Origin of the sequence: Ornithinimicrobium sp. (assembly GCF_051004135.1) — a bacterium.
Taxonomy (GTDB): Bacteria; Actinomycetota; Actinomycetes; order Actinomycetales; family Dermatophilaceae; genus Ornithinicoccus.
Genome location: NZ_JBPCKQ010000229.1, coordinates 1 through 26,463, shown reverse-complemented (window position 1 = coordinate 26,463; position 26,463 = coordinate 1). Strand labels below are relative to the sequence as shown.

Here is a 26,463-nt window from a genome sequence, read left to right as displayed (position 1 = left end):
GCACCAGCCTGTTGGGAGGTTGAGGACCGGCTCCGGCGACGGTCGGTCAGGATCCGCGTTCCGGCCAATCGCGCGGCATTGTGCACATCGCGCGGGGTTCGGACGCCGCGCAATGTGCGGAAGGCCGCGCAATGCGGGTCCTCGGCTCGTCAGTCGTCCCTCAGCGACGTCGGTATGCCGTCGGCGTCGACTTCGAAGGGCAGGTCCGGGTCGCTCAGCCGCCCGGCGACCAGATCTTCCCCGTCCTGGGCCACCCAGAGGTCATCCGCAGGGTGCACGGTCACGAGGTAGACGGGGTCACGACGTAGCACAACCCGACTCTCGCCCCCGATGAGCCGTGGTCCTGTGATGTCCGCGGTGACGAGGGCAGGAAGCAGCTCCCGTCCGGCGACCTCCTCGTCACTCACCGACCATGTCCGGATCTGCGTCCCGCCGGCGACGTCGGTGCCCCACTGGGCACCGGCGATCACCTCGATGCCTTGGCGGCCCTCGAGCAGGAGGTGGTAGTCCGGTTCGGCAGATGCGGTCTGCAGGTCACTCACGGCGACCACGTGGCCGTCACCCACCGGCCCGGCGACGATCTGCGCAGAGTCGGCCGGCGTCAGCGTCAGCTCAGGATCGCCCTCCTGCCCGGTGCTGATGACGATGTCCTCGTCCACCTGCACCGCACCATACGGTGCTAAAACGGGCGCGAACGGGTTGGGCGCGGCCCGTCCGTCCAACAAGGTGCGGTTGGCCCCGAGAGGTAAGACGGGCACATCGACCTCGCCGTCGTCATCGGTGTCGAACCCCAGGAGATCCTCGATCCCGTCACCTCCGAGCGACTCCAGGGGGATGGACCAGTCGAGCGCCACCGCGTCCTCACCCACGGACGCGGTCTGCGGCCGATCGAGCTCGATCTTCGCCGAACCCTCCGCCCAGACCGGAGTCAGTCGATCAACCTGGTCCTCGTGCACCACCGTCAGCAGGCCGTCAGGAAAGCCCGAGTCCCAATCGGGGACCTGGACCACAGCGTTGCCGTGCCACTGCGCCACCGGGCGGTCGAGGTCACCGGCGAAGACGTCGCCTACAACGCATGCACTCCAGTGCGCGCCGTCCGCCAGCATCCGCACATTCGCGATCTGCATCAGCTGGCCGATGCACGTCGGGGTCCCGGCCTCGCCCGGCAGCTTCACCTCACAGGTGGGCAGGTCCCCGGTCACCCCGGCCAGGGAGAGGACGTCCAACGCCTCCCCGTCAGGACCGGGGGGAACGGCGGCGCCGATGAACCCCGACGGTGCCTCTATGTCGATGAATACCCCGACCGGAACGGTCCAACCCGTCCGAGGATCCTCGGCCAGCGCCACCGGTATGCCGAGCTCCGGCCAGTCGGCGGCCACGACATACGTCAGCCCGTTCGGCCCGTCGAGAATCGTCTGCTCCCCATCCATCTCCTTCGGGACCAGCGCAACCACACCGGTGGAGTCGGACAGCTCCAACTGATCGCCGACCTCACGCAACGACAGCTCTGTGGGCTCAGCGACGAGCAACGTCTCGCCGGGATCGGTCGTCGCCGGCTGTATCTCATCGTCCGCGACGTCGAAGCCGCTGCTCAGCCCCGCCCAGGCGGTGACCACGACGGCGACGGCGGCGATCGACATACCCACTCCGACGGCACGCCGACGGCGCATCTTGCCGCGGCCCAGCGCGACGACCGCGTCCGGGGACAGCGACATCGGCGGCGGATCCATCACCGCCCGGTCCATCGCTTCGAGCACGTCCCGCTCAGACGGTGACATGCGACTCATCTCCATCCATCAACGTCCGTAGTCGAGCCAGCCCCCGGGAGGTGGCGCCCTTGACCGTGCCCACGCCGATGTCCAAGGTGTCGGCGGTCTGCTGCTCGGACCGGTCCAGGTAGTGCCGCAGCACGACGACCTGGCGCTGCCGCTCGGGAAGTGCCTGCAGCGCCCGGATCAGGTCCACGTGCTGCGACGACGCGCGCGGATCGGTGAGCTCGGGGGTCTGGTCGACGAGCACCTCGCGACGGTGCTTGCGCCAGTGGTCGGTATGCAGGTTGGTCACCACCCGGCGGGTGTAGGCCAGCGGCGTGCCGGTGCGCACCTTCGGCCAGCGCACGTAGACCCTGGCGAGCGCCTCCTGCACCAGCTCCTCGGCCTGGTGCGGGTCGCCGGTCAGCATCCACGCCGTGGTGAGCAGGCGCGGTGAGGCATCGCGGACGAAGTCCACGAACTCGCGCTCCTGCGCTGCTCGCATCCTCGCCCTCGTTCTCGCTCGACCCGATGCACCTTCAACGGACCGGGCCCGCCAGAGGTTGTCCGTCGGCACCATTGTCTAGGGTCCCGGCCCGGGAGTAGCGTCGAGAGACCGACTTCAGGAGGCCAGTGTGAGCATCGACGTCCAGCAACCCCGACCCTATGACCTCGTCGCCGACACCATCCACGTCGCCGGCATGGCCGGTGAGGCGTTCGAGGCCAACTACGAGTACGAGATCACCGAGGGTCACGACCACGTGACCGGCCACTTCATGGCCGGCGACGGCGTCGGGGGGCACGGCCAGTTCCAGGTCGCCGTCGACACCTCCGGCGCCGGCTTCACCCTGCCCAGCGCCACGCTGCACGTCTTCCACAGTTCCGCCGAGGACGGCTCCCGGCTGGATGAGGTGGTCGTCCCGATCGTCCTCGGCAGCCGGATCGTGCCGGGCTACTCGGTCTACGACGCGTATGTCGTGCAGTCCGGGGACACGCTGTGGGCCATCGCGGACCGGGCCTTCGGGGACGGTGCGCAGTACCCCCGGCTCGTGGCGGCCAATCCGCATACCATCACCGACCCGGACCACATCGACGTCGGCCAGATCGTCCGCATACCCCGCTAAAGCGGGCCCGACGCGCAACCTTCGGGGACGTCGGCACGTCGTAGGGACGACGTGATTCACTGGAGAGAGCCTCTGTCGGGCTCATCGAGGAGAAGGGAGGTCTGGTCGTGCTCGCAGCACTCACCGGCGCCGGCCTGTCCGCCGCCGCGGGTCTCAACGCCTACATCCCGTTCCTGATGGTCGCGCTGATGGCGCGCTACACCGAGATCATCAACCTGCCCGCGCAGTTCGCCTGGATCGAGTCGCCCTACGCCATCGGTGGTGCCGGGGTGCTGCTGCTCAGTGAGGTGGTCCTCGACAAGATCGCGATCGTCGACCACATCAACGACGCCTTCGGCACCTTCATCCGCCCGGCCACGGGTGGGCTGATCTTCGCCGCCACGCAAGCGGCCGAGGACATCGAGCAGGGATCCAGCTTCATGGCCGACAACCCGTGGATCGGGGTGGTCGCCGGCGTCGTCACCGCCGGAGTGGTGCACACGGGCAAGGCGGCGACCCGGCCCCTGGTCAACGGCGCCACGTTCGGACTCGGCGCCCCCGTGGTCTCCACCGCCGAGGACACCGCCTCGGTGGGGCTGAGCCTGGTCGCGATCTTCTTGCCGGTCCTGGTGATCTTCGCGCTGCTGCTACTGATGGTCGGGATGTTCGCGGTATGGCGTGCCGCCCGCCGCCGACGCCGGTCACGGGACACCGCCATGGCGAGCGCGGGCTACTACTCCTAAGTTGTTGCTCAGGATTCTGCGCACCGCTGGAAGTGCCGCCTCAGTCGCCCTGCGCCCACTTGCCGTAGTACCGCGACCACCGGTCGACTCCTAGGTCGTAGGCCAACTCCCATGAAGAAACCTGCTGCTCGTATGCCTCCCGCTGGCTGTCCACCCGCTGGTCATAACCCCACCCCCAGATCGTGACGTGCCGCGCCTGGAACTCCTCCCACACCGAGAGCCGGGTCTCGTAGTCGACGAGGCCGTCCCGTCCCATCAGTCGCACGATCTGCTGAGCCTGCTCCCACTCCTGGTCCGAGGCATCCATGACCCGGTGCCCAGGCTCCTGCGTCTGGCCCGAATCTCCTGATTCCCGCCGCTCGATCGTGAAGAGTGCCTTCTCCTGCCACACTCGCCAGGCATCCAGCATGGCCTGCAGATCGGCCTTCCAGTAGGCCTCCAGGTCGGCCTGTGACTCGACGGCGACATAGGCACCGCCACCGGCATCGGCCACGTCGCGCAGCTGCTGCGCCTCGGCGGTGCCGACCTGGAAGCCGATCACGTTGACCACCGGCTGTAGGCGCCGGCCGGCGAGCTCCTCGGCCGCGGTCGCCGCGTCGCCGCCGCAGGTGTCGACGCCGCCGGTGACGACATACACGACGGCGTCGCTCGTGTTGGGCGGGATGTCGGAGTCGGATGCCCCGACCGCCCGGGCCAGGGGTGTCCACCCCCCCGGCTGCACGCTGTCCAGCGTGGCGGCCAAACCGTCGGCCGGGCCGTCATAGACCACGGAGGTGGAGCCACAGGACTGCGCCCTGCCTGCCTCGGTGATGTTGCCCTCGTGTCCGTAGATGCGCAGGGAGGCCGTGCTGCCCTGAGGTAGCCGGCCGACGAAGTCGCGAATGGCACCTTTGGCCTGTTCGGTCCGCGACGCCCCGCCGGCGGAATCGGCCATGCTTCCGCTGGCGTCCAGCACGACGGCGAAGTGGTTCTGACCCACCACCGGCAGGTCGCGCAGCTCCTGGCCGGGCGGGCCGGGGGCACTCTGGAGCCCGGCCTCGGAGTTGATCACCTCCCGCGCGTCCTGGACGTAGTCCGGGTGAATCTGACTGAGGATCGCATCGGTCCACTCCCGTGCCGACTGCGGAGCGGTGGCCACCGCCGCGCCGAAGACCGCCTGGGCGTCGAAGGCGTCACCGGCATACGGGCCGGGCTTGCGCAGCAGCGCCCGCTCGACGTCGGTCAGCTCCCGGTCGGTCCCGATCTCGGCGTAGGAGGCGTCCGGATCGAGGTAGATGCCGTCGGGACTCGCAACGGCCGTCACCGGTCCCTGGGTGGAGGTCGCGGTGCCGGAACCCTCGGGCGAACCCGCCCCCTGGGCCGTCTCGGTGGCCGCGTCGCCGGTCGGGGACGCCGAGGCCGAACTGTCGGGCGACTGAGCCTGCGGCGCCTGGTCGGAACAGGCCGAGGTGAACATCAGGGCGGCGCCCAGCAGCGTGGCGGCCAGGGCGGAGGGTCTCACGTCGACTCCGTTCTGGGGGCTTGCGTGTCAGGGCACTGCTGTGACGACGATAGTGGAGCGCCCATAGTTCCCTCCGATCTCAAGTCAGCGGCTCGCCAGCACGGCGTCGTAGAGCTGCTTGGTGGACAGTCCGGTGGCTGCCGCGACCTCCTTGCAGACGTCCTTGAGCCGCTCTCCGGCCGCCACCCGGGCCTGTATGCCGGGCACCGCCGTCGCCAGGTCAACCCCGCCGTCGGCGCCGGTCGGCTCGCGCCCCGCGACCACCAACGTGATCTCGCCGCGCACGCCGTCAGCGGCCCAGGTTGCCAGCTCGCCCAGCCCACCACGCCGAACCTCCTCGTAGGTTTTGGTGAGCTCACGACATACGGCAGCGGGCCGCTCCTCACCGAGCCCGCCGGCCAGCGAGGTCAGGGCCGCGGCGAGGCGGTGCGGCGCCTCGAAGAAGACCATCGTGCGCGGCTCGGCCGCAAGCGCGGCGATGGCACGCTCACGCTCCCCGGCCTTGCGGGGCAGGAAGCCCTCGAAGCAGAACCGATCCACCGGCAACCCCGACACCGCGAGTGCCATCAGCACAGCGCTGGGGCCGGGCACACAGGTCACCGGTATGTCGTGCCGCACCGCCTCGCAGACCAGCCGGTAGCCGGGGTCGGAGACGGACGGCATACCGGCGTCGGTGACCAGAAGCACCCGCTCGCCCGCGACCAGGGCCGCCACCAGGTCGGCGGTGCGCGATGCCTCGTTGTGCTCGTGGTAGCTGACGACCCGACCGCCCAGGGTCGCCCCGAGCCGGTCGCAGAGCCTGCGCAGCCGGCGGGTGTCCTCGGCGGCCACGACCGGGGCGGTGCTCAACTCCTCGACCAGGCGGGGGGAGGCATCGCTGCTGTCACCGATCGGGGTGGCGGCGAGCACCAGCGTGCCTACCTCCGGATCTGACATGCAACCTCCCTGGCAAAGGTGTCGAGCGCACTGCAAAGTCCCGAGCAAAACGGTGGAGGCAGGTGCACGACCCCTAGCAAATCAGTGACCGGTGAGCCGGGCCTTCTGCAGGTCGCGGTTCATCTGCGAGATCACGTCGAGCGGGATGCCCTTGGGGCAGGCGTCGGCGCACGCGCCGAGGTTGGTGCAGCCTCCAAAGCCCTCGGCGTCGTGCTGGGCGACCATGTCGACGACCCGGGCGCTGCGCTCCGGCTGGCCCTGCGGCAGCTCGCCGAGGTGGGTGATCTTGGCCCCCATGAACAGCATGCCCGAGGCGTTGGGGCAGGCCGCCACACAGGCACCGCAGCCGATGCACTCCGCGCCGGCGAAGGCCCGGTCGGCGTTGTCCTTGGGCACCAGCGTCGCGTGCGCGTCCGGCGCCGAGCCGGTGTTGGCCGACACGAACCCCCCGGCCTGCACGATCCGGTCGAAGGCCGAACGGTCCACCACCAGGTCCTTGAGCACCGGGAACGCCTCGGCACGCCACGGCTCGATGGTGATCGTCTGCCCGTCGGAGAAGGAGCGCATGTGCAGCTGGCAGGTCGTGGTCCGCTCGGGGCCGTGCGCGTCGCCGTTGATCATCAGGTCGCAGGAGCCGCAGATGCCCTCACGGCAGTCGTGGTCGAAGGCGACCGGCTCCTGGCCGTCCATGATGAGGCTCTCGTTGAGCACGTCGAGCATCTCCAGGAAGGACATGTCCTCCGACACGTCGTCCAGGTCGTAGGTCGCCAGGTCGCCCTTCGCGGACGGGCTCTCCTGTCGCCAGATGCGCAGGGTGATCTTCACTTGTAGCTCCGTTGCTTCAGCTCGATGAACTCGTAGTCGAGGTCTTCCTTGTGCAGCACCGGCTCGTGGTCCAGCCCGGCGAACTCCCAGGCCGCGACGTAGGCGTAGTTGTCGTCGTCGCGCATGGCCTCCCCTTCCTCGGTCTGCGACTCCACCCGGAAGTGACCGCCGCAGGACTCGTTGCGGTGCAGCGCGTCGATGCACATCAGCTCGCCCAGCTCCAGGAAGTCGGCCACCCGGCCGGCCTTCTCCAGCGACTGGTTGAGGGTCTCCGCGGAGCCCAGCACCCGCACGTTGGCCCAGAAGTCCTCGCGCAGCTCGCGGATCTGGGCGATGGCCTCGGTCAGCCCCTCCACCGAGCGCTCCATGCCGCACTTGTCCCACATGATCTTGCCCAGCGCCTTGTGATAGCTGTCGACGGTACGGTTGCCGTCGATGGACAGGAAGTGCCGGATCCGCTCCTCGACCTGCCCCCGGGCCTCGGCCACGGCCGGGTCGTCCGGCTCGATCGTCGGGTAGGGCCCGTCGGCGAGGTAGTTGCGGATCGTGTTGGGCAGCACGAAGTAGCCGTCGGCCAGGCCCTGCATCAGCGCCGAGGCGCCGAGCCGGTTGGCGCCGTGGTCGGAGAAGTTGGCCTCGCCTGTGACGAACAACCCGGGGATCGTGGACTGCAGGTCGTAGTCGACCCAGAGCCCGCCCATCGTGTAGTGCACCGCGGGATAGATCCGCATCGGCACCTCATACGGGTTCTCGCCGGTGATCCGCTCGTACATGTCGAACAGGTTGCCGTACTTGGAGGCCACCGCATCGCGGCCCAGCCGGTCGATCGCGTCAGCGAAGTCGAGGTAGACCCCCAGCCCGCCGGGGCCGACGCCGCGGCCCTCGTCGCACACGTTCTTGGCCGCACGCGAGGCGATGTCGCGGGGCACCAGGTTGCCGAACGAGGGATAGATCCGCTCCAGGTAGTAGTCGCGGTCCTCCTCGCCGATCTCGCGCGGGTCCTTCTGCCCTTCGTCCTTGCTCTTGGGCACCCAGATCCGCCCGTCGTTGCGCAGCGACTCACTCATCAGGGTCAGCTTGGACTGGTAGTCCCCCGACACCGGTATGCAGGTCGGGTGGATCTGGGTGTAGCAGGGGTTGGCGAAGTAGGCGCCCTTGCGGTGGGCCCGCCAGCCGGCGGTGACGTTGCAGCCCATCGCGTTGGTGGACAGGTAGAACACGTTGCCGTAGCCGCCGGAGGCCAGCACCACCGCATCGGCCAGGTGGGTCTCGATCTCCCCGGTCACCAGGTCGCGGGCGATGATGCCGCGGGCCTTGCCCTCCACGATCACCAGCTCGAGCATCTCGTGCCGGGAGTACATCTGCACCGTGCCGGCACCGATCTGACGCTCCAGTGCCTGGTAGGCCCCGATCAGCAGCTGCTGGCCGGTCTGCCCGCGGGCGTAGAAGGTGCGCGAGACCTGCACACCACCGAACGAGCGGTTGTCCAGCAGCCCGCCGTACTCGCGGGCGAACGGCACGCCCTGCGCCACGCACTGGTCGATGATCTGGGTGCTGACCTCGGCCAGCCGGTAGACGTTGGACTCTCGAGAGCGGTAGTCACCACCTTTGACCGTGTCGTAGAACAGCCGGTATGCCGAGTCGCCGTCGCCCTTGTAGTTCTTGGCCGCGTTGATCCCGCCCTGGGCGGCGATCGAGTGCGCGCGCCGGGGGCTGTCCTGGTAGCAGAACGACTTGACCTGATAGCCGGCCTCGCCCAGCGTCGCACCCGCCGAGGCGCCGGCCAGGCCGGTGCCGACGATGATCACGGACAGCTTGCGGCGGTTGACCGGGTTGACCAGCTTGGACTCGAAGGTGCGGGTGGCCCACTTGTCGGCGATCGGACCACCCGGGGCGGCACCGTCGGCGATCGCATCCCCCTCGCGGTAGAACGAGGTCCCGGTCTCATCCTGGGCCGGCACCTCGGTCAGCGTGTCGCTCATCTGATCGCTCATGGCCTGTCGCGTCCCCTCGGTCATCGTGTCCTGCCGGTCGTTCGTGAGCGTGCGCTGCTGGCTCCGGTCACGGGATCACCCCGAGCAGGATCGCCAGCGGCGGCGCCAGGAAGCCCACCACGACGACCAGCGCCACGACCAGCGCGATGCCCTTGAGGATCGCGGCCGCCCGGGCGCTGGTGTTGAGGCCCAGGGTCATCCCGGCACCCCAGATGCCGTGGTTGAGATGCAGCCCCAGGGCCAGCACCGCCACGACATAGATCAACACGGCCCACCACACCTCGAAGCTGGAGATCACCCGCTGGGCCGGGCTCTCGAAGTCGCCGTTGACCTGGATGGTGTTGGTCGTGAAGTGCAGCAGGTGGAAGATCACGAACGCGAGCAGCGCCACCCCGCCCCAGCGCATCGCCTTGGAGGTGAACAGTGCCCTCCCGGCCGTGCGGACCGCATACCGACTCTTGCGCGCCTTGCCCGCCCGCGACCACAGGCTGAACGCCGCGTAGGCGTGCAGCAGCAGGCTGGCCAGCAGCACCACCCGGATGATCCACAGCAGACCGGCGTAGGGCAGCAGCGGCTCGCCGAGGGTGCGCAGGTGCTCGGCGTAGTCGTCGAACGCCTCGGCTCCCGCGAAGATCTTGAGGTTGCCGTACATGTGCGCCAGCACGTAGCCGACGAAGATCAGTCCGGTCAGCGCCATCACGGACTTCAGCAGGATGGTGCTGGTGCCCGATCGGGCCGCTGTCGTCCGGGTCGTCGTCGCCACAGCCTCGATGGTAGCGCCCGGACTCAGGCGCTCGTCAGCCAGGTTGCCTACGATGACGCCCGTGACCACGACCGCCCCTCGCGCCGCTGACCTGCGCGAGCGCCTGCTGCTGCGGTTGCTGGGGGCTCGCCCGGACCCGCGGCAGGCCCGCTGGGCGTGGTGGGGTCCGCTGCTGGCGATGGTGATCGGTGGTGCGCTGCGATTCTACCGGCTGGGGCACCCCCACCAGCTGGTCTTCGACGAGACCTACTACGTCAAGCAGGGCTGGTCGATGATGGAGTACGGCTACGAGCGCGAGGTGCGTCCCGGTCTGGACGAGCCCGACGAGCTCTTCACCGCCGGCGATGTCGATATCTGGGGGCCTGACGCGGATCTGGTGGTCCACCCGCCGGTCGGCAAGTGGATGATCGGCCTGGGCGAGTGGCTGACGGGCATCGACTCCTCGGTGGGCTGGCGACTGGGCGCCGCGGTGGTCGGCACCCTGTCGATCCTGCTGCTGGGACGGATCGCCTGGCACCTGTGGCACAACGCGACCCTCGCTACCGTGGCCGCGACGCTGCTGGCCGCCGACGGCCACCACTTCGTGCACTCGCGCACGGGGCTGCTCGACATCTTCGTGACGTGGTGGGTACTGGTGGCGTTCTGGTGCCTGCTGCGCGACCGGGAGGACGGCCGGCGGCGGTTGGCGAGGCGGGTCTCGGCGGGCCGGTCGCGGGTGGCCGGTATGCCGTGGGGCCCGGGGCTGGGAGTGCGCTGGTGGCGCCTGGCTGCCGGGGTCAGCCTCGGGCTGGCCAGCGGCACCAAGTGGTCCGGTCTGTTCTTCCTCGCCGCCTTCGGGCTGATGACGGTCCTGTGGGATCTCGGCGCCCGGCGGGCGAGCGGGGTCCGCCGGTGGATCTCGGGGACGTTGGCACGCGACGCCATACCGGCCTTCCTGAGCATGGTGCCGGTGGCGCTGCTGACCTACCTGGCCAGCTGGACCGGGTGGTTCGTCAGCGACAACGGCTACAAGCGGGACTGGGCCGACGACCACCCGGTGACCGGCATCGCCTCCCTCGTCCCCGACGCGCTGCGCTCGCTGTGGAGCTATCACCAGGAGGTGCTGGCCTTCCACACCGGGCTGCACAACGAGCACGCGTGGTCCTCCAACCCCTGGTCCTGGATCGTGCAGGGGCGGCCCACGCTCTTCTTCTCCGAGTGGCCGAAGCGGGGTCAGGACGGGTGCGAGGCCGCCGAGTGCGTGAAGTACATCGCCTCGCTGGGCAACATCTTCGTGTGGTGGGGCGCCACGGCCGGTCTGCTGGTCGTCGTGTTCCTCTGGCTGTTCGGGCGCGACTGGCGGGCCGGCGCAGCGCTGGTCGGGATCGCGGCCGGCTGGCTGCCGTGGTTCCTCTACCAGGAGCGCACCATCTACTCCTTCTATGCGGTGGCCTTCGTGCCGTGGCTGGTGCTGGTCGTGGTCGCCTGCATGGCCCTGGTGCTGGGCGGCCCCACGGCGTCGGCGTCGCGGCACCGGTGGGGGGCGGTGGTCGTCGTCGGCTACACGGTCGCCGCGGTGGCGCTCTTCTTCTGGTACTACCCCGTCTACACGGCCGAGGTCATCCCCAGGCAGGAGTGGCTCTGGCGACTCTGGTTCGACTTCTGGACCTGACGATGTGCGCAGGAAGTTGCCCGCCCGCACCCCGTTCTGTGAGGCACGTTGCGCCCGCCCCACCCAATCTGCTCGCAAGTCTGCATACACCTTGACATCGACTGTCGATATGCATATCGTTCTTCATTATTATCGATCTTCGATATGAATCGAGGCGCATCATGGCACAGAAGCCACGCCGCAGGGACTGGATGGCCTTCGACGCCTGGGACCGGGGTGCCCTGCGCTCGCTGATCGTCCTGGGTGTCGTCATCGCGATCGGCTACGCCTTCGTCCGGCCGGCGTGGGACTGGGCTCGTGACAACCCGCTGCGTGTCCCCTACAGCGGCGAGGTCGCGGTGCCCGGACTGCAGGGCACGGACGTCACCGTAGGCGAAGCCTCGTTCGACCTGCTCGTTCCCGAGCCGTCGGGCAGGCAGCGGATGCTGGACGCACTCCCGGATCTGCTCGCCGGCGGGGTCGCGCTCCTCGTGCTCGTGCTGCTCTACCGGGTCCTGGGGGACATTGCCCGCGGCGAACCCTTCGCCCGGCGCAACGTGACCCGGCTGCGACTGATCGCGTTCGCCATTGCGCTGGGCTGGTCGGCGGCGGGTGTGACCGCGGCCTTCGTGACCCTGCCGATTCTCGGCGCGGCTGACATCGGCGACCTCCCCCTCGCCTCCACCTGGACGATCCCCGTGCTCCCGCTGGGGATCGGCATGGTGGTCGCCCTGCTCGCCGAGGCGTTCAAGATCGGGGCGGGGCTGCGGGACGACGTCGACGGACTCGTCTGATGCCCGTGGAGGAGGAGCACCGCGTTGCTTGTCACCTGGATCAGCTGCTCCAGGAGCGGGGTATGACGCTTGCTGCCCTCGCCGAGCAGGTCGGGGTGAGCGTGGTCAACCTGAGCGTGTTGAAGAACAACCGCGCGAAGGCGGTCCGCTTCAGCACGCTCACCGCGATCTGCGAGGTTCTCCAGTGTGACGTCGGGGACGTGCTCTCGACCAACCGTCGCTGAGGCCGATGCCTGCGGGACGGGGACCTCCGCACTGGCCCGTGCAGACGTGCAGACGGCATGCACCTCCCCGAGCACATCAGGGGAGGTCGGCGAACAGGTGCGGGGTCGCCTCCCGCGCGACGGCGAGCGCCACGTCATACGGGACGTCGTCGATCGTGACCGACTCCGGCCCGGCGGCCGTGGTGGCGACCAGCGTGGCCAGCCCGAGCCGCCGCTGGAAGATGGTCTGCCGCACCACCCACCCGATGATTCCGCCACGCTCGAGCACCTCGCGCTGCCGCATCAGCGCGCCGTGCCCGCTGATCACATGTTCCTCGGTGAGCCCGTGCCCGAGGTTGCGGTACGCCTCCTGAGCCACGGGCACGGCCAGCGCAGCGAAGACCGCCCAGATCGCCAACGGGAGCCACCACGGCAGGTCGAGCAGCAGCGTGGGCACGATCGAGACCAGGCCGAAGAAGACCGGGCCGATCTGCCCCTGCACGTGCAGCCGCCGCCACGCGTAGTAGCCGTGTGGCTGCAGCCGCATCGTCAGCGAGCCCTCCTCCTCCAGCACCGTGTGCCCCACGTCGATCGCCACGGTCCGCGGGCAGGGCGGCAGCACCTTGGTCTGCCCGCCGCTGCCGACCCCCGTGGACAGCGTGGACAGCTCCGCCCCCCGCACCCAGCGCAGAACGAAGGCCTCGCTGAGCACGACCCCGCGGATCTTGGCCTCCTCAACGGTCGTGGAGCGGGTCGTGAACAGGCCCCGGCTCAACCGCAGCGTGCCCTCGGGCATCCGGGTCAGCCGCAGGTTCCACCACTGCACGACGTAGTTGAGGGTCGACAGCAGCAGCCACCCGATCAGCACGAGCACCGCGCCGGCGGCCACGAGCAGCACCAGCGACTGGCTCATGAACCATTCGTAGCCGTCCTGCACGACCCCCACGTCCTCGGTCGGCACGTCCCGCATGAACTGCGACAGCACCCCGCCGATGCCGGCGACGATGACCAGACTGGACAGGCTGAACGGCGCGTAGCGCAGCCAGGACCAGTCGATCCGCGCCAGGTCCTGCTCCGGGCGACCCGAATCGGCCGGGTATGTCGTGTCGCCGGCAGACTCCTCCCCCAGTTCGGGCGGGGGACGGCCCTCGCCGGCGCTCCGGCTCCGCTTGCGCAGGAAGTCCTGCAGCTCCTGGGCCTGTGGCACGGTCAGGGAGTCCAGCTCGATCCGGGTATCGTCGACGCCGGTGCCGACCGAGACCTTGGACAGTCCGAGGACGCGGTGCAGCACCGAGGACTCCAGGTCGACCGAGCGCACCCGGTCCAGCGGCGCCGTCAGGACGGTCGTGTTGAGCAGCCCCCGCTTGACCTGGATCTTGCTCGTGGTCAGCCGGTAGTAGGTGGTGAGCCAGGGCAGCACCCCGAAGGCGAGGACCGCGAGCCCAGCCGCGGCGACGAAGGGCAGGTTGGGTCCGAAGCCCTCGTCCCTGCGGCCGAAGCCGAAGAAGGCGATGAGCAGCGGAATCATCAGGCTGCCCGCGATCCGCACGGGGTGCACGAAGAGCATCCGGACACTGAGCCGTTGCCACTGCTCACCCGTGGCCATGCCCGGCGGCGGCGGGAGGGCGACTGGAGGGCCCGACGGAGGGGGCAGTGCCGTGGGGTCGGTCACGTCGCGTCACCCTCGGAGCGTCCGGTGATCTCGGTCAGCTCCGCCACGACCTGCCGGGCGACCTCCTGGTCCAGGCACGCGATGGTGATCGGGCCTGCGGCCGAGGCCGTGGTCACCGTGATCGAGGACAGCCGGAACATCCGCATCACCGGGCCCTGCTGGGAGTCCACCGTCTGCACCCGGGACAGCGGGGCGATCCGCTGCTCGCGGGTCAGCCAGCCGGCGCGGGTGTAGATCGCGGTCGGCGTCACCTCCCAGCGGTGCACCCGGTAGCGCACCGTGGGCATGGCCACGAGGTGGACCAGCCGCAGCACCAGCAGCGCGATCGCCACCGGCCCGAGCCAGGTCTTGATGCCCTCGGGCACCACGACATACGCCACGACCAGGACGACCCAGAGCACGAGCGCGCCGATCAGCGCACCGAGCGCCCAGTAGCGGACGGCGTTGGGCGAGACCAGGTGGGCAGGCTCACGCAGCGTGGGGACAGTCACCCACTCATCATCTCAGGGTCGCCACCAGCAGTGCCTTGATGGTGTGCACCCGGTTCTCCGCCTGGTCGAAGACGACGCTGGCCGGTGACTCGAAGACCTCGTCGGTGACCTCGACGCCCTTGGCGAGCTCGGGGTAGCGCTCCACCAGGTCGCGGCCGATGGCGGTGTCGGTGTCGTGGAACGCGGGCAGACAGTGCATCAGCTTGACGTGGGCGTTGCCCGTGGCCGCCATCAGCTGGGCGTTGACCTGGTAGGGCCGCAGCAGGCCGATCCGCTCGGCCCACGCCGCGACCGGCTCGCCCATCGAGACCCACACGTCGGTGTGCACGAAGTCGACACCCCGGACCGCCTCGAGCGGATCCTCGGTGACGGTGATCCGCGCTCCGGTCTGCTCGGCGATCTCGCGGCACTGCCCGATGAGCCCGGCGCCCGGCTGGTATGCCGTAGGCGCGCCGATCCGCACGTCCATCCCGAGCTTGGCACCCACCAGGAGCAGGGAGTTGCCGGTGTTGTTGCGGGCGTCGCCGACGTAGGCGTAGGAGATCTCGCGGGCGGACCTGCCGGTGTGCTCGACCATGGTCAGCACGTCGGCCAGCATCTGGGTCGGATGCCAGTCGTCGGTGAGGCCGTTGTAGACCGGCACCCCGGCATACTCCGCGAGCTGCTCAACCACCGACTGGGCGGATCCGCGGTACTCGATCGCGTCGAAGATGCGGCCGAGCACCCGCGAGGTGTCCTTGGTCGACTCCTTGTGCCCGATCTGGCTGGAGCCGGGCTCCAAGAACGTCGTCGAGGCCCCCTGGTCGGCGGCGGCGACCTCGAAGGCGCAGCGGGTGCGGGTGGAGGTCTTCTCGAAGATCAGCGCGATCGACCGGCCCCGCAGGAAGGGCTCCTCCCGGCGCTGCGCCTTGGCCGCTTTGAGCTCGACGGCCAGGTCAACCAGGTGGCGGATCTCCTCGGGCGAGTGGTGGAGTAGCGACAGCAGACTGCGTCCGCGCAGGTTCACGGCCATCGGGGCGGTCCTCCTTCGTTCGACACGACCAGAGATCCCGAGGCTATCCGGTGCACACGGCGGCTACGTCGCGAGCACCGCCGTCAGCAGCAGCACGGCGGCCAGGACACTCCCCATCCGTTCGAGAATGCGGCTGTGCCCAGTCAGGAACTGCGCCCATCCGTCCCGGCCCAGCAGCACGAACTGCAGGATGGCCAGGCTGCGCGAGAAGCCGAAGACCGCGCCCGCTGCCAGGGTGAGCCACCACGGCTGGTTGGTCAGCACCAGATAGACCGCGCACAGATAGGGCGCCGCTCCGGGGATCAGGGTGCGCACGCCGGTGCCGTACTCGACGCCGAAGCGCAGCAGGCCCCGAGCCAGCCCCCGGGAGAACACGTGTTGCGGGATCAGCGTGGACCGCTGCGGCAGCGGGAGCCGGGGAGCCACCAGGTCCAGCACCGCGAGCGCCACGATCAGCACGGACGCGCAGGCCACCCGCACCACCTGCGGCACGGGCGACAGCAGACCGGCGAGCACGGCGAGCACCGCCCCGGTGAGCAGCCCACCGGTGGTGGTCCCCAGGGCGAAGGCGGCCCAGTGCCGCGGGCGTCCGGTCTCGCCCCCGACCGAGGCGAACAGCGTCCAGGCGCTGTTGAGACCTCAAGTAGAGCCGGACAGCGACAGCCCGGCGGCCACGACCGCGAGCAGCACCAGCACCAGCGGTGTGGCCGACGACGCGGCCAGGGTCCACCCCAGCGCAGCCGCCGTGAGCACGGCCACGACAGCCATCGTCGGGAGCGGGTCGGCGGCCCAGCGACGCGCCGTCGAGACGTCCCCGCCCCCCTTAAGCATCAGACCACCCAGGGGCAGATCGACTTGTAACAACCGGCCGAGCTGCAGGTCCAGCCGTCCGAGCAGCGATAAGTGTTGCCGTCGCTGAACTTCCAGTGCCAGGAGTCATATCTGCTCTGGTAGCAGGCGTCGGGACGGTGCAGGTAGTAGGCGCTGCCCCGGCCGGGCGCCAGCTTGTGCCAGCCGATCCGGTTGCCGGCGCCGTTGTGGTAGCGCCAGCAGCAGGAGCGATCCCGGCACATGGTGGAGGGTCCGCACTGGATGCCGTTCTCGGTGTGCCCACTGGCGTAGCTGTCGCACGGGCCGGAGGAGGTGTCGGTGTAGTCCAGGAAGTAGGCGGCGCTCGCCCGCTCGGCGCCCCGGTTGATCAGGGTGAAGGTGCCGAGGGCCAGACCGATGCCGCCGAGCACGGCGCCGCGCAGCAACCCGCGCCGCGAGGCCGGGGCCTGCAGCCGCGCCCGCAGGTGCTCCTTGGGGGCGGTCGGCAGGTCGTCATAGGACAGGGTCATCGGGGACCTCCTGTGCTCGTGCTGCGGCGTGCGGCGACGAAGTCGCGCACCTGGCCGGGGCCCTGCGGCAGCACCGACCCCTGGATCACACCCTCGTGGTCGACGTCGAGCAGGTAGGGCGTGCCGGGCACCCCGAGCCGCTCCATCAGCGGTCGCGTATCGCTCACGCACACCGCGCCCGCCGGGATCGAACCGTCGGCGCACGGGCCGCTGGAGGCCAGCACCAGCTGACCGTCCACGGGCCCGTCCGTGAGCTCTTCCAGCGCGATCGCGCACGAGGAGCACCCCGGGGAGACGAACAAGATGAACCCGCCGCCCTCCGGACGGATCCGGCCGAGGTCGCCCGAGCGTGGCAGGGCCAGGCCGCGCAGGGTGGGCGCGGCCTGGCCTGCAGAGGCCGCGCCGGAGGTGACCGAGCGGTGCAGCTCGGCCAGCTGGCGCATCAGCCCGGCAAACCCGAGTGCGAGCAGGACGATCGCCAGCCAGGCGATGAGCAGGGCGGCGGTGGTGAAGGTCATGACCAGGCCCTCCCGACGGGCAGTCGGCCCGGGAGCGTGCGCGCCGCGGGCAGCAGCAGCATCAGCACACTGAGGGTCACCGCGGCGCTTCCCAGCACGACCATCTCGCTCCAGGGTCGATCCACCGGCGCCCCTCCCCCTGTGCTCAGCGCCCCGACCCCGCTCAGTAGCGCGAGCAGCAGTGCTCTTCCGGTGACCCAGGGCCCGAGCGGCGACTCGGCGACCCCACAGGCGCACAGCGGCACGTGCCGCGTCGACGCCGTGGCCCGCCAGGCCCGATGTGCATAGCCGGCCAACGTGGCGAAGAGCGCGGCTGCCACCAGCCCGAGGCCCCGTTGTGCTCCGGTCTCGCCGGCCGCGACCGACAGCAGCAACGCCGCACCAAGGCCGATCTCCAGCATCGTCAGCACGGCGGTCACCGGCCGCTCCCAGCCGCTCGGCAGCACGCCGTGAGCCAGCATCAGCGCAGCCGTGCTGCGCTGTGACCACAGGTGTGCCAGCCCGGGCACGAGCAGCAGCACGGCGCCGGTGAGCAGCAGCGCCGCACTCATCCGGTGCTCACCCGGACACCCGACATGGACTGCACCAGCACGTCGGGATCGGTCCCCGGCAGGGGTATGCCGTAGGCCACGTGGTCGGGGGCCTCCAGGATCACGTGCCGTCCCTCGCTTTCCTCGCTGCGGCTGAGCAGCCCACCGGCCACCCGCCGACCGACCGGCTGCTGCGCCGGCTCGCCGAGTGTGAAGGCCGCTCGGACGTCGAGCAGGTAGCGCTGGCCACCGCTCACCTCCACCGGGATCACCAGGTCGTGGGTGCGGTAGTTGGACCAGGCCACGCCGCCGCGTGGGCTTAGCGCCACCCCGTCCGGCGTCATCTCGGGGGCGGTAGCGGTGAGCAGGGCGGCCAGATCCTCCACCGACATCGATGGCGGGGCCGGCCCGAAGACCACCTCGTCGGCGACGTCCACCACGAAGGCGGTGCCGGTGCCGCCGCCCAGGGAGCCGGTACGCAGTCGCAGACCGGAGCGCAAGCTCATCTCCTGGGTCAGGCTGGAGCCTGTGGAGGCGATGTAGAAGTCGGCCGCCTCCGCAGCACCGGCGTTGACCTCGATCTCGAGACCGCCGGTGGACAGCACACTCGTGCGCACCGGCGCCGTGAGCGCTGCGTCGGGGACGTCGACGACGACGATCTCGCCGTTGAGCAGGGTGGTGGTGATCTGCATCGGGTCGCCAGCCTAGGGAAGGGTCTGACCGTATTGGTCACGGACGATGGACTCCAGGGCACTGGTGCCGCCCAGGACGACGCCGTTGGACTCGCGCAGGCTCTGCAGCCGGGAGCGCACGGAGCCGGGCAGGTCAGCGGGGCGAGACAGCAGCAGCGGCACGCCCTTGTCGCCGGCGACTGCCCCACCGGTGATGGCGTCGGCGAAGCCGGTGCCGGTGGCCAGGTAGGTCGTGCGCGGGGAGGAGAACTGCGCCGCGACGGCGGCGGACACGGCATACCGGTCGCTGCCGGAGATCCGGCGGACCACCTGGCCGCGGCTGGTCGCATAGCGCCGCAGCCCCTCGACCACGTTGTCCGCGACCGCGGCCGGGCCGCCCAGCACGATGATGCTGTCCGGCCGCAGCCGGGTGAGCTCTGCCCGCACGGGGTTCGGGATGCCGCTCTTCGTGACCAGCAGCAGCGGGCTGTTGCGGTCGGCGGCCAGGGCACCACCGGAGAGGGCGTCGGCGAAACCCTGCCCGGTCGCGACGTATGCCGTGAGCACCCCGGGTGAGAAGTGCCGCGACACCAGGGCCGAGGTCTCGTAGCGGTTTGCCCCACCGATGCGGTCAACGGTCGAGGCGTAGGCGCCCAGCTGCCGCTGGACGGTCGAGTTGACGGCTCGCGACCCGCCCAGCACCACGATCCGCTGGGGGTTGAGCCGATCCAGGGCCTGGGCCGTGGTCGTCGGGATGCTGTCGGGGCGGACCAGCAGGATGCGGGTGCCGCTGCTGCCCGCGACGGCAGCAGCGCTGAGTGCGTCGGGATAGTCCAGACCCGAGGCCACATAGAGCGTGCGCACCCCCGGCGCGGTGTCGCGGGACAGGGCCGCAGCGGTCGCAAACCGATCGGACTCCGCGACCCGGGTGGTCGCGTTGGTGCGGCAGCGGTAGATCTCCACGTCGTCGACCAACAGCGCCGTGCTGCTCCCGGCCCGCGCCCGGTGCTCGAACCAGGTGCCGAGCCATCCGCCTTCGTCGCGGGTGGCCGCGGTGATGTCGACCCGCACTCCCCGCCACGACGTGCGCGTGCTGAAGTTGGTCAGCACCGAGTTGACGACGGCTCGCGCCGCCGCCGGCGTCGAACCACCTCGTGCGGTGAAGCCCAGATACGTGCTGGCACCGGTGGGGACCTGCCGATAGGGCAGGAAGAAGTGCTCGGAGGTCCCGCGCTGCCCGGACAACACCGAGCGGGCGGAGTAGCGGCCCGAAGTGGCGTCGGAGAACCTCGCGAAGCCGGCATTGTATCGCGACTCGGGGATGCCTGACTCGAAGCCCTGGACATAGACCGTGGAGGACCGGCTGCGCCCCTCCGGGCACGGTGCCTGGCCGCTCGGCGCAGGCGCGAACCCAGTGGCGGCGGTCGGCGCGGGGTCCGCGGCGGAGGTGGGAGCCGGCTGCCCCGGGACCGTCAGGGCCAGGACTGCTGCGGCGACCACGCCGCAGGCACCGAGTCGTCGCACGCTGCTTCGCTGCACCCCGCTGCCTCCCTGCCCATGGTCACGGTGATCGCCTGCGAGCCTCACGACCTCGCCAACGATCCGTCTACACTTCGCCAACGATCCGTCTGCACTCTACAACGCTGGTCGCGGCCGGCAAGGTTGCATGGCCTCAGGAACGAATAGATTCGAACACCTTTCACGCCCCTGCTTATGTATGGTCGACCATGCGTACGAACATCGACATCGCCGACGCGCTGCTGGGCACGGTGGACTGGACGGGTGACCTCGTCGAGAGCCGCCGCCGTCGCCTGTTGTGATCGACGTCGACACCACCGTCTGGGTCGACGAGCGACTGTCGGTCTTCGAAATCTTCCAGCTACGAGACCTGGCTGACTTCCGCCATGCGGCGGCGGCACCGACCACCCGCATCGCCCCGCTGACCGCCGCCCGAGTCCCTGCGCGGCGTACAGGACCACCGGGACAAGGGTGGGTGGTGGAGCTGAGGGGAATCGAACCCCTGACCTTCTCATTGCGAACGAGACGCGCTACCAACTGCGCCACAGCCCCAAGCGGATCGAGCGGTCAGGAGATTACCACCCTCACCGCAGCGGCAACGACTCCAGGGCGGCCAGGTCCTCCAGGGTGGGCTCCCAGTCCAGCGCCGCCGCGTTGCTGCGCACCTGCTCCGCCGAGGTGACCCCCGAGATCACCGATGCGACGGCCGGCTGTGCCGCCAGCCCCGCGATCGCCACGTCCAGCATCGAGCGACCCCGCTGATCGGCATACTCCTGGACCGCCTCGATCGCGTCCCAGTCCGCCTGCGCCAGCCGCTCGGCCTGGGCGTCGCCGGACAACCGCGAGCCCTCAGGCGCCTGGTGGTCGCGGGTGTACTTGCCGGTGAGCAGGCCGTACTCCAAGGGGAAGAACGGCAGGATGCCCACACCGACGTGCTCGCACGCAGGGATGAGCTCAGCTTCAGCGGCCCGGTCCAGCAGGGAGTACTTGTTCTGCGCCGAGATGAAGGCGGCCGACCCCCCGGTGCGCGCCACCCAGTCGGCCTCGATCACCTGCCACCCGGCGAAGTTGGAGGACCCGAGGTAACGCACCTTGCCCTCGGTGACCAGCTCCTGCAGCGCAGCCAGGGTCTCCTCGACCGGGGTGACCGGGCAGGGCCGGTGCATCTGGTAGAGGTCGATCCAGTCGGTGTCCAGGCGCCGCAGACTGGCCTCCACGGCTGCTCGGATGTAGCGCCGGGACCCCCGGGCACCCCAGTCAGGCCCATTGGCACCCTGCATGTCCATGCCGAACTTCGTGGCCAGCACGACCTCGTCGCGGCGGCCGTGCAAAGCCCGCCCCAGGGTCAGCTCACTGGCGCCGGCGCCGTAGATGTCGGCGGTGTCGAACAGGCTGACCCCGACGCCCAGCGCGGCGTCGACGATCGAGGTCACGACGTCTTGGTCGACCCGCGCCCCGAAGGCATTGCAGCCGATGCCGACGGTGCTGACCATCAGGCCGGAGTCACCCAGAGGGCGATACGTCATCGCAGTCACCGGGCCCAGCGTAGGGGAGTCCCTGCGGGCTCAGCCACCGAGAGCCGGGCCGACCAACCCGGCCGGCCGCACCCTCAGCTCAGCGAGTGCACCGCCGGCAGATCCTCCGACTCCTCCTCCAGGGCCAGCGCATAGCCGTCGAAGGGCAGGTCCTGTGACGCAGTCGCCTGGGAGGTGGGCATCGCCGTGGACCCGGTATGCGGTGAGCTCGCCTTGGCCTTGAGGGTGTAGGTCGGCGGCGGCACCGGGATCGGCTGCCAGCTGCCCGGGGTCGCGGCCGCGGGGTCGACCCGGGGGCCGGAGGAGTCGGCACGGTGCCGCGACTCGATCGCGTCGATGTCGTAGAGCACCGTCCCAGCCGGCCGTCGGCGGGGCGCAGCGGAGGCGACCGGCGCCTGCGGCCCGACCGGGTCGCCGCGCGAGCCGTCTCTGGCCGCGAGAGCCGCCGCGGCGCCGCCCGCCGCAGTGACCACCGACCGGGTCGGAGCGCTCCGGGGCCCCGGTGCGGTCGCCGGGGTGGTGTCGTCCGGACCGGAGGTGCCGCGCGCAGGATCGGGTCGACGCAGCGGCCGGGGCAAGGTCTCGGTGCTGCGGCGCGCCGAGGTGCGCACCAACGCCAGCGTGAGCGCGAAGACGGCGATGCCGGCCGCGACCGTCCACAGCGGCCAGACCTCGAGCACCCCGAGCGCGGTGCCGAGCACCATCGCCATACTGGCCAGCAGCAGGGTCGTGCCTCGGCCGCGGGCGCCCAGCAGGGGTGCCGTCACCGCACGCGCCGGTGACGACGCGGGGGCGGTGTCGGCGGGATCGTCTGCAGCGGAGGCCTGCGCCCGCTTGACCACCACCTCAGGGTGCGCGGGGCGGGCGGGCGAGACCGCATACGAACGAGGGGTGGGGGTGCTCAGGTCGACCCGCGGGCCGCGCTGACGTCGCTCCAGGACCCGCATCGCCTCGGAGAAGCGATCGACCGAGCGGGCCGTGGCGATGTGGTCGCGGCGGCGGACCCAGTGCTGGATCAGATAGGCAGCCCACACCGCGAGGATGACCACGAAGATCAGACTGCTGGGCGGCATGTCTGCCACGGTAGGCGCTTGAACGCTGCCCTGCGCTACTGGTCGGCGGTGTGTCGCAATGTTGCTGGTGTTGCTTTACCGTTTCGGACCCCAAGGCCTACGGTTCGCTGGCCTGCCGCAGACCGGCGACAAGGGATCCGGCTGCGGGGTCATCGGCCGTGATGGCGAACGTGAGATGGTCGCACCAAGCGCCGTCGACGTGGATCAGCCCGCGGCGCAGCCCCTCCTCCGACAGCCCGAGGCGGCGCACCACGGCCAGACTCGCGGCGTTGTCGGGCCGCACGTTGACCTCGATGCGGTGCAGACCCACCTCGGTGAGGCCGTGGTCGATGACCAGTGCCAGCGCCCAGGTGGCCAGCCCCTGACCGGTCGCGGCACGGTCCAGCCAGTAGCCGGCCGAGGCGCTCCAGCGCGACCCCCACTGAATCTCGAACAGGTGCATCTGGCCGACCGGTCCGGACCCGGCGTCGATCACGAACGGCACCAGGCGCCCCTCCCGCGCCGCCCGGTCGTAGGAACGGCGCAGCCGGGCGAACGGCGGCGAGGCGTCGGTGCCGCCGGGCAGCGTGGACTCCCAGGGCCGCAGCCAGTCGGCGTTGCGGGCGCGCAACGACTCCCACGCCGCACGGTCGCTGCGGTGCAGCGGGCGCAGCGTGATCGTGCGGCCCCCGGGCTGCACCGTCTGCACTTGGGTGGGCCAGGTCCACATCAGGCGTCCCCGCGCACCCAGTCCCCGGAGCGCCCGCCGGACTTGGCGACGACCTGCACACCCTCGATGGTGGCCTCCCGGTCCACCGCCTTGACCATGTCGATCAGCGCCAGCGCGGCCACGCTGACACAGGTCAGTGCCTCCACCTCCACGCCGGTGCGGTCGGCGGTGCGGACAGTGGCGGTGATCGCCACCCCGTCCTGGCCCACCTCGAGATCGACCTCGACGGCGTGCACCGCGACCGGGTGCGCCAGCGGCACCAGGTCGGGGGTCCGCTTGGCGGCCTGGATGCCGGCGATCCGGGCCACTCCCAGCGCGTCGCCCTTGGGCACCGTGCCCTCCCGCAGGGCCTCCAGCGCGGTCCTGCTCAGCCGGACCCGGCCCCGGGCCGTGGCCGAGCGACTCGTCACGGCCTTGGCGCTGACGTCGATCATGTGCGCGGTGCCGTCGCTGCGCAGGTGGTTGAGGTCCATCAGCCCGACCGGTGCCGACCGCGTCGCGTGCCCGCACCGACCGGTGCGTCCTGCGACCCGTCCGCCGGGGGCGGCGCGTGCGCCTCGAGGCGGGCCTCGATCTCCCCCCAGGGGCGCAGCGCCTGCACCTGCACCATCGAGCCGACCGCCACCTCGCCCGTCCTGGCCGGCACCACCGCGAGCGCGTCGGCCCCGGCCAGTCCGCCCACCAGGTGCGACCCGCCACCTCCGGCCGGGCGCACGGCATACGCGCCCGTCGTGTCGGACTCGACGACGACCCGGGCGAACTGCTGCTTGCCCTCCGGGCTGGACCAAGCCTGTACGACGACCGCCTCGTGGGTGGGCGCGGTGTAACGCCGGCCCGCGCGACGAGCCAGCGCCGGACGCACGAACACCTCGAAGCTGACCAGGGCGCTCACCGGGTTGCCGGGCAGGGTGAACACGGGGACCTTGCGCCGGCCGAGCACCCCGAAGCCCTGCGGCTTGCCCGGCTGCATCGCCACCTCGGGGAAGCTCATCGCGCCCTGCTTGGACAGCACTGCCTTGACCTCGTCGTAGGCCCCCTTGCTGACTCCTCCGGTGGTGATGATGGCATCGGCGTGCCGCAGGTGCCGGTCGATCTCGGACCTGATCCGGTCCGGGTCGTCGGGCAGCCGGCCCACGTGCACGGTGTGGAATCCCGCCGCCCGCACCGCCGCGGCCAGCATGGGGCCGTTGGAGTCGACGATCTGCCCGGAGGCGAGCGGCGCACCGAGCGGCACCAGCTCGTCGCCGGTCGACAGCACCACGACCCGCACCGGGCCGACGACCACCACCCGGGCGATGCCGGCCGAGGCCAGCGCCGCGACCTGCGCTGGCCCGACCGTGGTGCCGGCAGCCACGACGACGTCGCCGACGCGCAGGTCCTCCCCCGCGGGACGGATGTGCCGGCCCGGCTCCGGCGCGGCCCGGATCTTGGGCTCCCGCGGGTGCGCGTCGGTGTCCTCGACCTTGACGATGGTGTCGGCGCCCTCGGGCACCGGGGCGCAGGTCATGATCCGCCCCGCGTGGCCCGGCACGAGCACCCGCTGCTCGGTGTCGCCGGCCCGGATGTCACCGAGCACCGGCATCAGCACCGGGTGCTCGTTGCCGGCCTCGGCGACGTCCTGCGCGCGCACGGCATACCCGTCCATCGCGGAGTTGGCGAAGCGCGGCAGGTCGACCTCGCTGACCACGTCGTGAGTCAGCACCAGGCCGTAGGCGCGTTGCAGGTCAAGCTCCACCTCCTGGCCCGGTCGCACCTTGCGCAGGATCGAGTCCAGGTGCTCGGCGACGGTGATCATCGGCCCCCTGCCTGCCTGTCCATGGTCACGCGCGCCGTCATGCCCGACAGCCTAATCGGGGACCGCGGTGCACCGGGGACAATGGCCCGCATGGAGCTGCACCTGCCACCCGAGCCGGCCGACGACGACAAGGCGGCGTGGCGCCGCGAGCTGCGCGCGGCCCGCCGTGCCCTCGTGGACGAGCAAGGCAGCGACGGTCGTGCCCGCCAGGGCGAGGAGCTGACCACGGGCTTGCTGCGGTGGCTGCAGCCGTACGCCGCGGGGCTGGGCCGGCCGGACCTGTCCGGCTGGTCGGTGACCGCCTACACCGCGATGCCCTCCGAGCCGCCGACCGAGCACCTGCTCGCCACCCTGGCGGAGCTGGGGGTGGCGGTGTGGCTGCCGGTGACGCTGTCCGCGGGCCGGATGGGCTGGCGGCTCGCCGGCGACCCGGCGGGCGAGGGCGCCCGCACCGATCCGTTGCAGCCGGACGCCGAGGCGGTGTGCCAGGGGCCGGAGGTGCTGGATCAGGTCGACGTCGCCCTGATCCCGGGCCTGGCCGTGTCCCACCGCGGATGTCGCCTCGGCCAGGGCGGCGGCTACTACGACCGCGTGCTCCCGGTGCTGCGGCAGCACCCCTCGCCGGCCCCGGTCATCACGGTGCTGCACGACCACGAGTGGCTCCCGCAGGTGCCCGGCCAGCCGCACGACGCCCTCGTCGACGCCGTGCTGAGCACGACCGGCGTGCAGTGGGTCGAGCAGCTCACTCCCCGGGGGTGAGCACGAGGCGCTGCTCCCCGGCCTCCTGCACCGCCTTGCGGCTGAACGCCCAGGGATAGCTGCCGCCCTCCGCCCACGTCGGGCTCTGGTCCCCGTAGTTGGGGTGGAAGACGTGACCGGAGCTGCCGCTCTGGTTGACCCAGGTGGAGGCGTCGAGGTCGGCCAGGTCGACCACCATCCGCATCGACGGGGCAGAGGTGACCTCATAGCCTTCCTCCCCGGCCTCCCAGTTCATCGCGTTGACCAGGGCCGAGCCACCGGGGACCGGGTAGGGACCCTCGTTGAAGGCCGAATGCACGAGCTGCGGCACCTCGGGCGAGCCGAGCACCGGGTGCCGCAGGGTGACCTCGTGCAGCCGGTCCCACTGCCAGTCCTGCGGGTCCTTGCTGATGTCGCGGGTCAGTTGCAGTCGGGCCTGGACCATCGCCTCCTGCAGCACCTGGTCACGGGACTCGATGATCCCCGGGGTGCGGTTGTCGTCCCACCACGGATCGTCGGGGCGCTCCAGCAGACTGCTGACCATCAGCATCCACCGGGAGTTGCCGGAGGCGTGCAGGTCGATCGGCAGCTCGTCGTCGACGGTCAGCTCCAACAGCT

29 protein-coding genes and 1 tRNA gene are annotated in these 26,463 nt (G+C 70.7%); 6 read left to right on the top strand and 24 right to left on the bottom strand.

The annotated features are described in order from the left end of the window. Positions 1-149: 149 nt before the first annotated feature. On the bottom strand, positions 150-1,778 hold the full coding sequence (locus ACR2FV_RS16685; protein WP_434016830.1) for a hypothetical protein: 1,629 nt from the start codon (positions 1,776-1,778) through the stop codon (positions 150-152). Next, positions 1,765-2,256 (bottom strand): SigE family RNA polymerase sigma factor, encoded by a 492-nt coding sequence (locus tag ACR2FV_RS16680; protein WP_434016829.1) that lies wholly within the window; start codon positions 2,254-2,256, stop codon positions 1,765-1,767. The genes ACR2FV_RS16685 and ACR2FV_RS16680 overlap by 14 nt, the downstream gene beginning before the upstream one ends. A 130-nt stretch (positions 2,257-2,386) precedes the next feature. Between ACR2FV_RS16680 and ACR2FV_RS16675 the strand changes: the two genes are divergently transcribed. Both ACR2FV_RS16675 and ACR2FV_RS16670 read left to right on the top strand, forming a co-directional pair. Next, positions 2,387-2,875, top strand: a complete 489-nt coding sequence (locus tag ACR2FV_RS16675; RefSeq protein WP_434016828.1) for a Gmad2 immunoglobulin-like domain-containing protein — start codon at positions 2,387-2,389, stop codon at positions 2,873-2,875. Positions 2,876-2,982: 107 nt separating this feature from the next. Then, positions 2,983-3,597 (top strand): DUF4126 domain-containing protein, encoded by a 615-nt coding sequence (locus ACR2FV_RS16670; protein ID WP_434016827.1) that lies wholly within the window; start codon positions 2,983-2,985, stop codon positions 3,595-3,597. Between the two features lie 40 nt (positions 3,598-3,637). On the opposite strand, the gene ACR2FV_RS16665 is transcribed toward ACR2FV_RS16670, so the two are convergent. The 5 genes from ACR2FV_RS16665 to ACR2FV_RS16645 all read right to left on the bottom strand — a co-directional run bounded on the left by ACR2FV_RS16665 (position 3,638) and on the right by ACR2FV_RS16645 (position 9,616). Next, positions 3,638-5,098 carry a hypothetical protein gene (locus ACR2FV_RS16665; RefSeq protein WP_434016826.1) on the bottom strand — a complete coding sequence of 487 codons (1,461 nt, stop codon included), beginning with the start codon at positions 5,096-5,098 and terminating at the stop codon, positions 3,638-3,640. A gap of 84 nt (positions 5,099-5,182) precedes the next feature. Further along, positions 5,183-6,034 (bottom strand): 16S rRNA (cytidine(1402)-2'-O)-methyltransferase, encoded by an 852-nt coding sequence (gene rsmI / locus ACR2FV_RS16660; protein WP_434016825.1) that lies wholly within the window; start codon positions 6,032-6,034, stop codon positions 5,183-5,185. A gap of 81 nt (positions 6,035-6,115) precedes the next feature. Further along, positions 6,116-6,859 (bottom strand): succinate dehydrogenase/fumarate reductase iron-sulfur subunit, encoded by a 744-nt coding sequence (locus ACR2FV_RS16655; RefSeq protein ID WP_434016824.1) that lies wholly within the window; start codon positions 6,857-6,859, stop codon positions 6,116-6,118. Beyond that, a complete protein-coding gene (locus ACR2FV_RS16650) occupies positions 6,856-8,841 on the bottom strand; it encodes a fumarate reductase/succinate dehydrogenase flavoprotein subunit (protein WP_434016823.1) in 1,986 nt (661 codons plus the stop codon). Before ACR2FV_RS16650 ends, ACR2FV_RS16655 begins: the two co-directional genes overlap by 4 nt. Before the next feature lie 79 nt (positions 8,842-8,920). Further along, positions 8,921-9,616, bottom strand: a complete 696-nt coding sequence (locus tag ACR2FV_RS16645; RefSeq protein WP_434016822.1) for a succinate dehydrogenase cytochrome b subunit — start codon at positions 9,614-9,616, stop codon at positions 8,921-8,923. Positions 9,617-9,668: 52 nt separating this feature from the next. On the opposite strand from ACR2FV_RS16645, the gene ACR2FV_RS16640 reads away from it, so the two are divergent. From ACR2FV_RS16640 to ACR2FV_RS16630, 3 genes are all read left to right on the top strand, one after another. Continuing rightward, positions 9,669-11,267 (top strand): dolichyl-phosphate-mannose--protein mannosyltransferase, encoded by a 1,599-nt coding sequence (locus ACR2FV_RS16640; protein WP_434016821.1) that lies wholly within the window; start codon positions 9,669-9,671, stop codon positions 11,265-11,267. Between the two features lie 161 nt (positions 11,268-11,428). Beyond that, the gene (locus ACR2FV_RS16635; RefSeq protein WP_434016820.1) at positions 11,429-12,040 is read left to right on the top strand and encodes a DUF2975 domain-containing protein; all 612 of its coding nucleotides are present in this window, start codon (positions 11,429-11,431) and stop codon (positions 12,038-12,040) included. After that, on the top strand, positions 12,040-12,264 hold the full coding sequence (locus tag ACR2FV_RS16630) for a helix-turn-helix domain-containing protein (RefSeq protein WP_434016819.1): 225 nt from the start codon (positions 12,040-12,042) through the stop codon (positions 12,262-12,264). Before ACR2FV_RS16635 ends, ACR2FV_RS16630 begins: the two co-directional genes overlap by 1 nt. A gap of 76 nt (positions 12,265-12,340) precedes the next feature. Here ACR2FV_RS16630 and ACR2FV_RS16625 read toward each other — a convergent pair whose 3' ends face one another. The 16 genes from ACR2FV_RS16625 to ACR2FV_RS16550 form a co-directional block, all read right to left on the bottom strand. Then, positions 12,341-13,915: a PH domain-containing protein gene (locus tag ACR2FV_RS16625; protein ID WP_434016818.1), complete on the bottom strand. Its 1,575-nt coding sequence runs from the start codon at positions 13,913-13,915 to the stop codon at positions 12,341-12,343. Next, the gene (locus ACR2FV_RS16620) at positions 13,912-14,406 is read right to left on the bottom strand and encodes a PH domain-containing protein (protein WP_434016817.1); all 495 of its coding nucleotides are present in this window, start codon (positions 14,404-14,406) and stop codon (positions 13,912-13,914) included. Before ACR2FV_RS16620 ends, ACR2FV_RS16625 begins: the two co-directional genes overlap by 4 nt. Before the next feature lie 7 nt (positions 14,407-14,413). Further along, positions 14,414-15,418: an ornithine carbamoyltransferase gene (gene argF / locus ACR2FV_RS16615; protein ID WP_434016816.1), complete on the bottom strand. Its 1,005-nt coding sequence runs from the start codon at positions 15,416-15,418 to the stop codon at positions 14,414-14,416. A 63-nt stretch (positions 15,419-15,481) separates the two neighbouring features. Then, on the bottom strand, positions 15,482-15,943 hold the full coding sequence (locus ACR2FV_RS16610) for a hypothetical protein (RefSeq protein ID WP_434016815.1): 462 nt from the start codon (positions 15,941-15,943) through the stop codon (positions 15,482-15,484). Between the two features lie 114 nt (positions 15,944-16,057). After that, on the bottom strand, positions 16,058-16,249 hold the full coding sequence (locus ACR2FV_RS16605; RefSeq protein ID WP_434016814.1) for a hypothetical protein: 192 nt from the start codon (positions 16,247-16,249) through the stop codon (positions 16,058-16,060). Beyond that, entirely contained in the window at positions 16,249-16,758 is a 510-nt protein-coding gene (locus ACR2FV_RS16600) for a hypothetical protein (RefSeq protein WP_434016813.1), read from the bottom strand. Before ACR2FV_RS16600 ends, ACR2FV_RS16605 begins: the two co-directional genes overlap by 1 nt. Continuing rightward, positions 16,755-17,276, bottom strand: coding sequence for a hypothetical protein (locus ACR2FV_RS16595; protein WP_434016812.1), 522 nt, complete (start codon positions 17,274-17,276; stop codon positions 16,755-16,757). Before ACR2FV_RS16595 ends, ACR2FV_RS16600 begins: the two co-directional genes overlap by 4 nt. Further along, positions 17,273-17,827 (bottom strand): MauE/DoxX family redox-associated membrane protein, encoded by a 555-nt coding sequence (locus ACR2FV_RS16590; protein ID WP_434016811.1) that lies wholly within the window; start codon positions 17,825-17,827, stop codon positions 17,273-17,275. Before ACR2FV_RS16590 ends, ACR2FV_RS16595 begins: the two co-directional genes overlap by 4 nt. Further along, the gene (locus ACR2FV_RS16585) at positions 17,824-18,498 is read right to left on the bottom strand and encodes a hypothetical protein (RefSeq protein ID WP_434016810.1); all 675 of its coding nucleotides are present in this window, start codon (positions 18,496-18,498) and stop codon (positions 17,824-17,826) included. The genes ACR2FV_RS16590 and ACR2FV_RS16585 overlap by 4 nt, the downstream gene beginning before the upstream one ends. A gap of 12 nt (positions 18,499-18,510) precedes the next feature. After that, the gene (locus tag ACR2FV_RS16580) at positions 18,511-20,016 is read right to left on the bottom strand and encodes a cell wall-binding repeat-containing protein (RefSeq protein WP_434016809.1); all 1,506 of its coding nucleotides are present in this window, start codon (positions 20,014-20,016) and stop codon (positions 18,511-18,513) included. Between the two features lie 455 nt (positions 20,017-20,471). Next, a tRNA-Ala gene (locus tag ACR2FV_RS16575) sits at positions 20,472-20,547 on the bottom strand. A gap of 32 nt (positions 20,548-20,579) precedes the next feature. Beyond that, positions 20,580-21,521 carry an aldo/keto reductase gene (locus tag ACR2FV_RS16570; protein WP_434016808.1) on the bottom strand — a complete coding sequence of 314 codons (942 nt, stop codon included), beginning with the start codon at positions 21,519-21,521 and terminating at the stop codon, positions 20,580-20,582. 83 nt (positions 21,522-21,604) lie between these two features. Next, a complete protein-coding gene (locus tag ACR2FV_RS16565; RefSeq protein ID WP_434016807.1) occupies positions 21,605-22,603 on the bottom strand; it encodes a hypothetical protein in 999 nt (332 codons plus the stop codon). 97 nt (positions 22,604-22,700) lie between these two features. After that, positions 22,701-23,312: a GNAT family N-acetyltransferase gene (locus tag ACR2FV_RS16560; RefSeq protein WP_434016806.1), complete on the bottom strand. Its 612-nt coding sequence runs from the start codon at positions 23,310-23,312 to the stop codon at positions 22,701-22,703. After that, positions 23,312-23,785 carry a cyclic pyranopterin monophosphate synthase MoaC gene (moaC, locus tag ACR2FV_RS16555; RefSeq protein ID WP_434016805.1) on the bottom strand — a complete coding sequence of 158 codons (474 nt, stop codon included), beginning with the start codon at positions 23,783-23,785 and terminating at the stop codon, positions 23,312-23,314. Before moaC ends, ACR2FV_RS16560 begins: the two co-directional genes overlap by 1 nt. Continuing rightward, a complete protein-coding gene (locus ACR2FV_RS16550; RefSeq protein ID WP_434016804.1) occupies positions 23,785-25,107 on the bottom strand; it encodes a molybdopterin molybdotransferase MoeA in 1,323 nt (440 codons plus the stop codon). Before ACR2FV_RS16550 ends, moaC begins: the two co-directional genes overlap by 1 nt. Before the next feature lie 90 nt (positions 25,108-25,197). Here ACR2FV_RS16550 and ACR2FV_RS16545 point away from each other — a divergent pair, with 90 nt between their 5' ends. After that, positions 25,198-25,866 carry a 5-formyltetrahydrofolate cyclo-ligase gene (locus ACR2FV_RS16545; RefSeq protein ID WP_434016803.1) on the top strand — a complete coding sequence of 223 codons (669 nt, stop codon included), beginning with the start codon at positions 25,198-25,200 and terminating at the stop codon, positions 25,864-25,866. Here the strand turns inward: ACR2FV_RS16545 and ACR2FV_RS16540 are convergent. Next, the coding region (locus ACR2FV_RS16540; protein ID WP_434016802.1) for a penicillin acylase family protein at positions 25,850-26,463 on the bottom strand (614 nt) is incomplete at its 5' end. The two genes, ACR2FV_RS16545 and ACR2FV_RS16540, sit on opposite strands and share 17 nt — an antisense overlap.

Coding starts and splice junctions, on each gene's coding strand:
- ACR2FV_RS16545 (WP_434016803.1), top strand. CDS start 25,198: ATGGAGCTGCACCTGCCACCCGAGCCGGCCGACGACGACAAGGCGGCG.
- ACR2FV_RS16605 (WP_434016814.1), bottom strand. CDS start 16,249: ATGCTTAAGGGGGGCGGGGACGTCTCGACGGCGCGTCGCTGGGCCGCC.
- ACR2FV_RS16590 (WP_434016811.1), bottom strand. CDS start 17,827: ATGAGTGCGGCGCTGCTGCTCACCGGCGCCGTGCTGCTGCTCGTGCCC.
- rsmI (WP_434016825.1), bottom strand. CDS start 6,034: ATGTCAGATCCGGAGGTAGGCACGCTGGTGCTCGCCGCCACCCCGATC.
- ACR2FV_RS16595 (WP_434016812.1), bottom strand. CDS start 17,276: ATGACCTTCACCACCGCCGCCCTGCTCATCGCCTGGCTGGCGATCGTC.
- moaC (WP_434016805.1), bottom strand. CDS start 23,785: ATGGACCTCAACCACCTGCGCAGCGACGGCACCGCGCACATGATCGAC.
- ACR2FV_RS16570 (WP_434016808.1), bottom strand. CDS start 21,521: ATGACGTATCGCCCTCTGGGTGACTCCGGCCTGATGGTCAGCACCGTC.
- ACR2FV_RS16685 (WP_434016830.1), bottom strand. CDS start 1,778: ATGTCACCGTCTGAGCGGGACGTGCTCGAAGCGATGGACCGGGCGGTG.
- ACR2FV_RS16640 (WP_434016821.1), top strand. CDS start 9,669: ATGACGCCCGTGACCACGACCGCCCCTCGCGCCGCTGACCTGCGCGAG.
- ACR2FV_RS16635 (WP_434016820.1), top strand. CDS start 11,429: ATGGCACAGAAGCCACGCCGCAGGGACTGGATGGCCTTCGACGCCTGG.
- ACR2FV_RS16680 (WP_434016829.1), bottom strand. CDS start 2,256: ATGCGAGCAGCGCAGGAGCGCGAGTTCGTGGACTTCGTCCGCGATGCC.
- ACR2FV_RS16650 (WP_434016823.1), bottom strand. CDS start 8,841: ATGAGCGACACGCTGACCGAGGTGCCGGCCCAGGATGAGACCGGGACC.
- ACR2FV_RS16600 (WP_434016813.1), bottom strand. CDS start 16,758: ATGACCCTGTCCTATGACGACCTGCCGACCGCCCCCAAGGAGCACCTG.
- ACR2FV_RS16560 (WP_434016806.1), bottom strand. CDS start 23,312: ATGTGGACCTGGCCCACCCAAGTGCAGACGGTGCAGCCCGGGGGCCGC.
- ACR2FV_RS16630 (WP_434016819.1), top strand. CDS start 12,040: ATGCCCGTGGAGGAGGAGCACCGCGTTGCTTGTCACCTGGATCAGCTG.
- ACR2FV_RS16565 (WP_434016807.1), bottom strand. CDS start 22,603: ATGCCGCCCAGCAGTCTGATCTTCGTGGTCATCCTCGCGGTGTGGGCT.
- ACR2FV_RS16550 (WP_434016804.1), bottom strand. CDS start 25,107: ATGATCACCGTCGCCGAGCACCTGGACTCGATCCTGCGCAAGGTGCGA.
- argF (WP_434016816.1), bottom strand. CDS start 15,418: ATGGCCGTGAACCTGCGCGGACGCAGTCTGCTGTCGCTACTCCACCAC.
- ACR2FV_RS16585 (WP_434016810.1), bottom strand. CDS start 18,498: ATGCAGATCACCACCACCCTGCTCAACGGCGAGATCGTCGTCGTCGAC.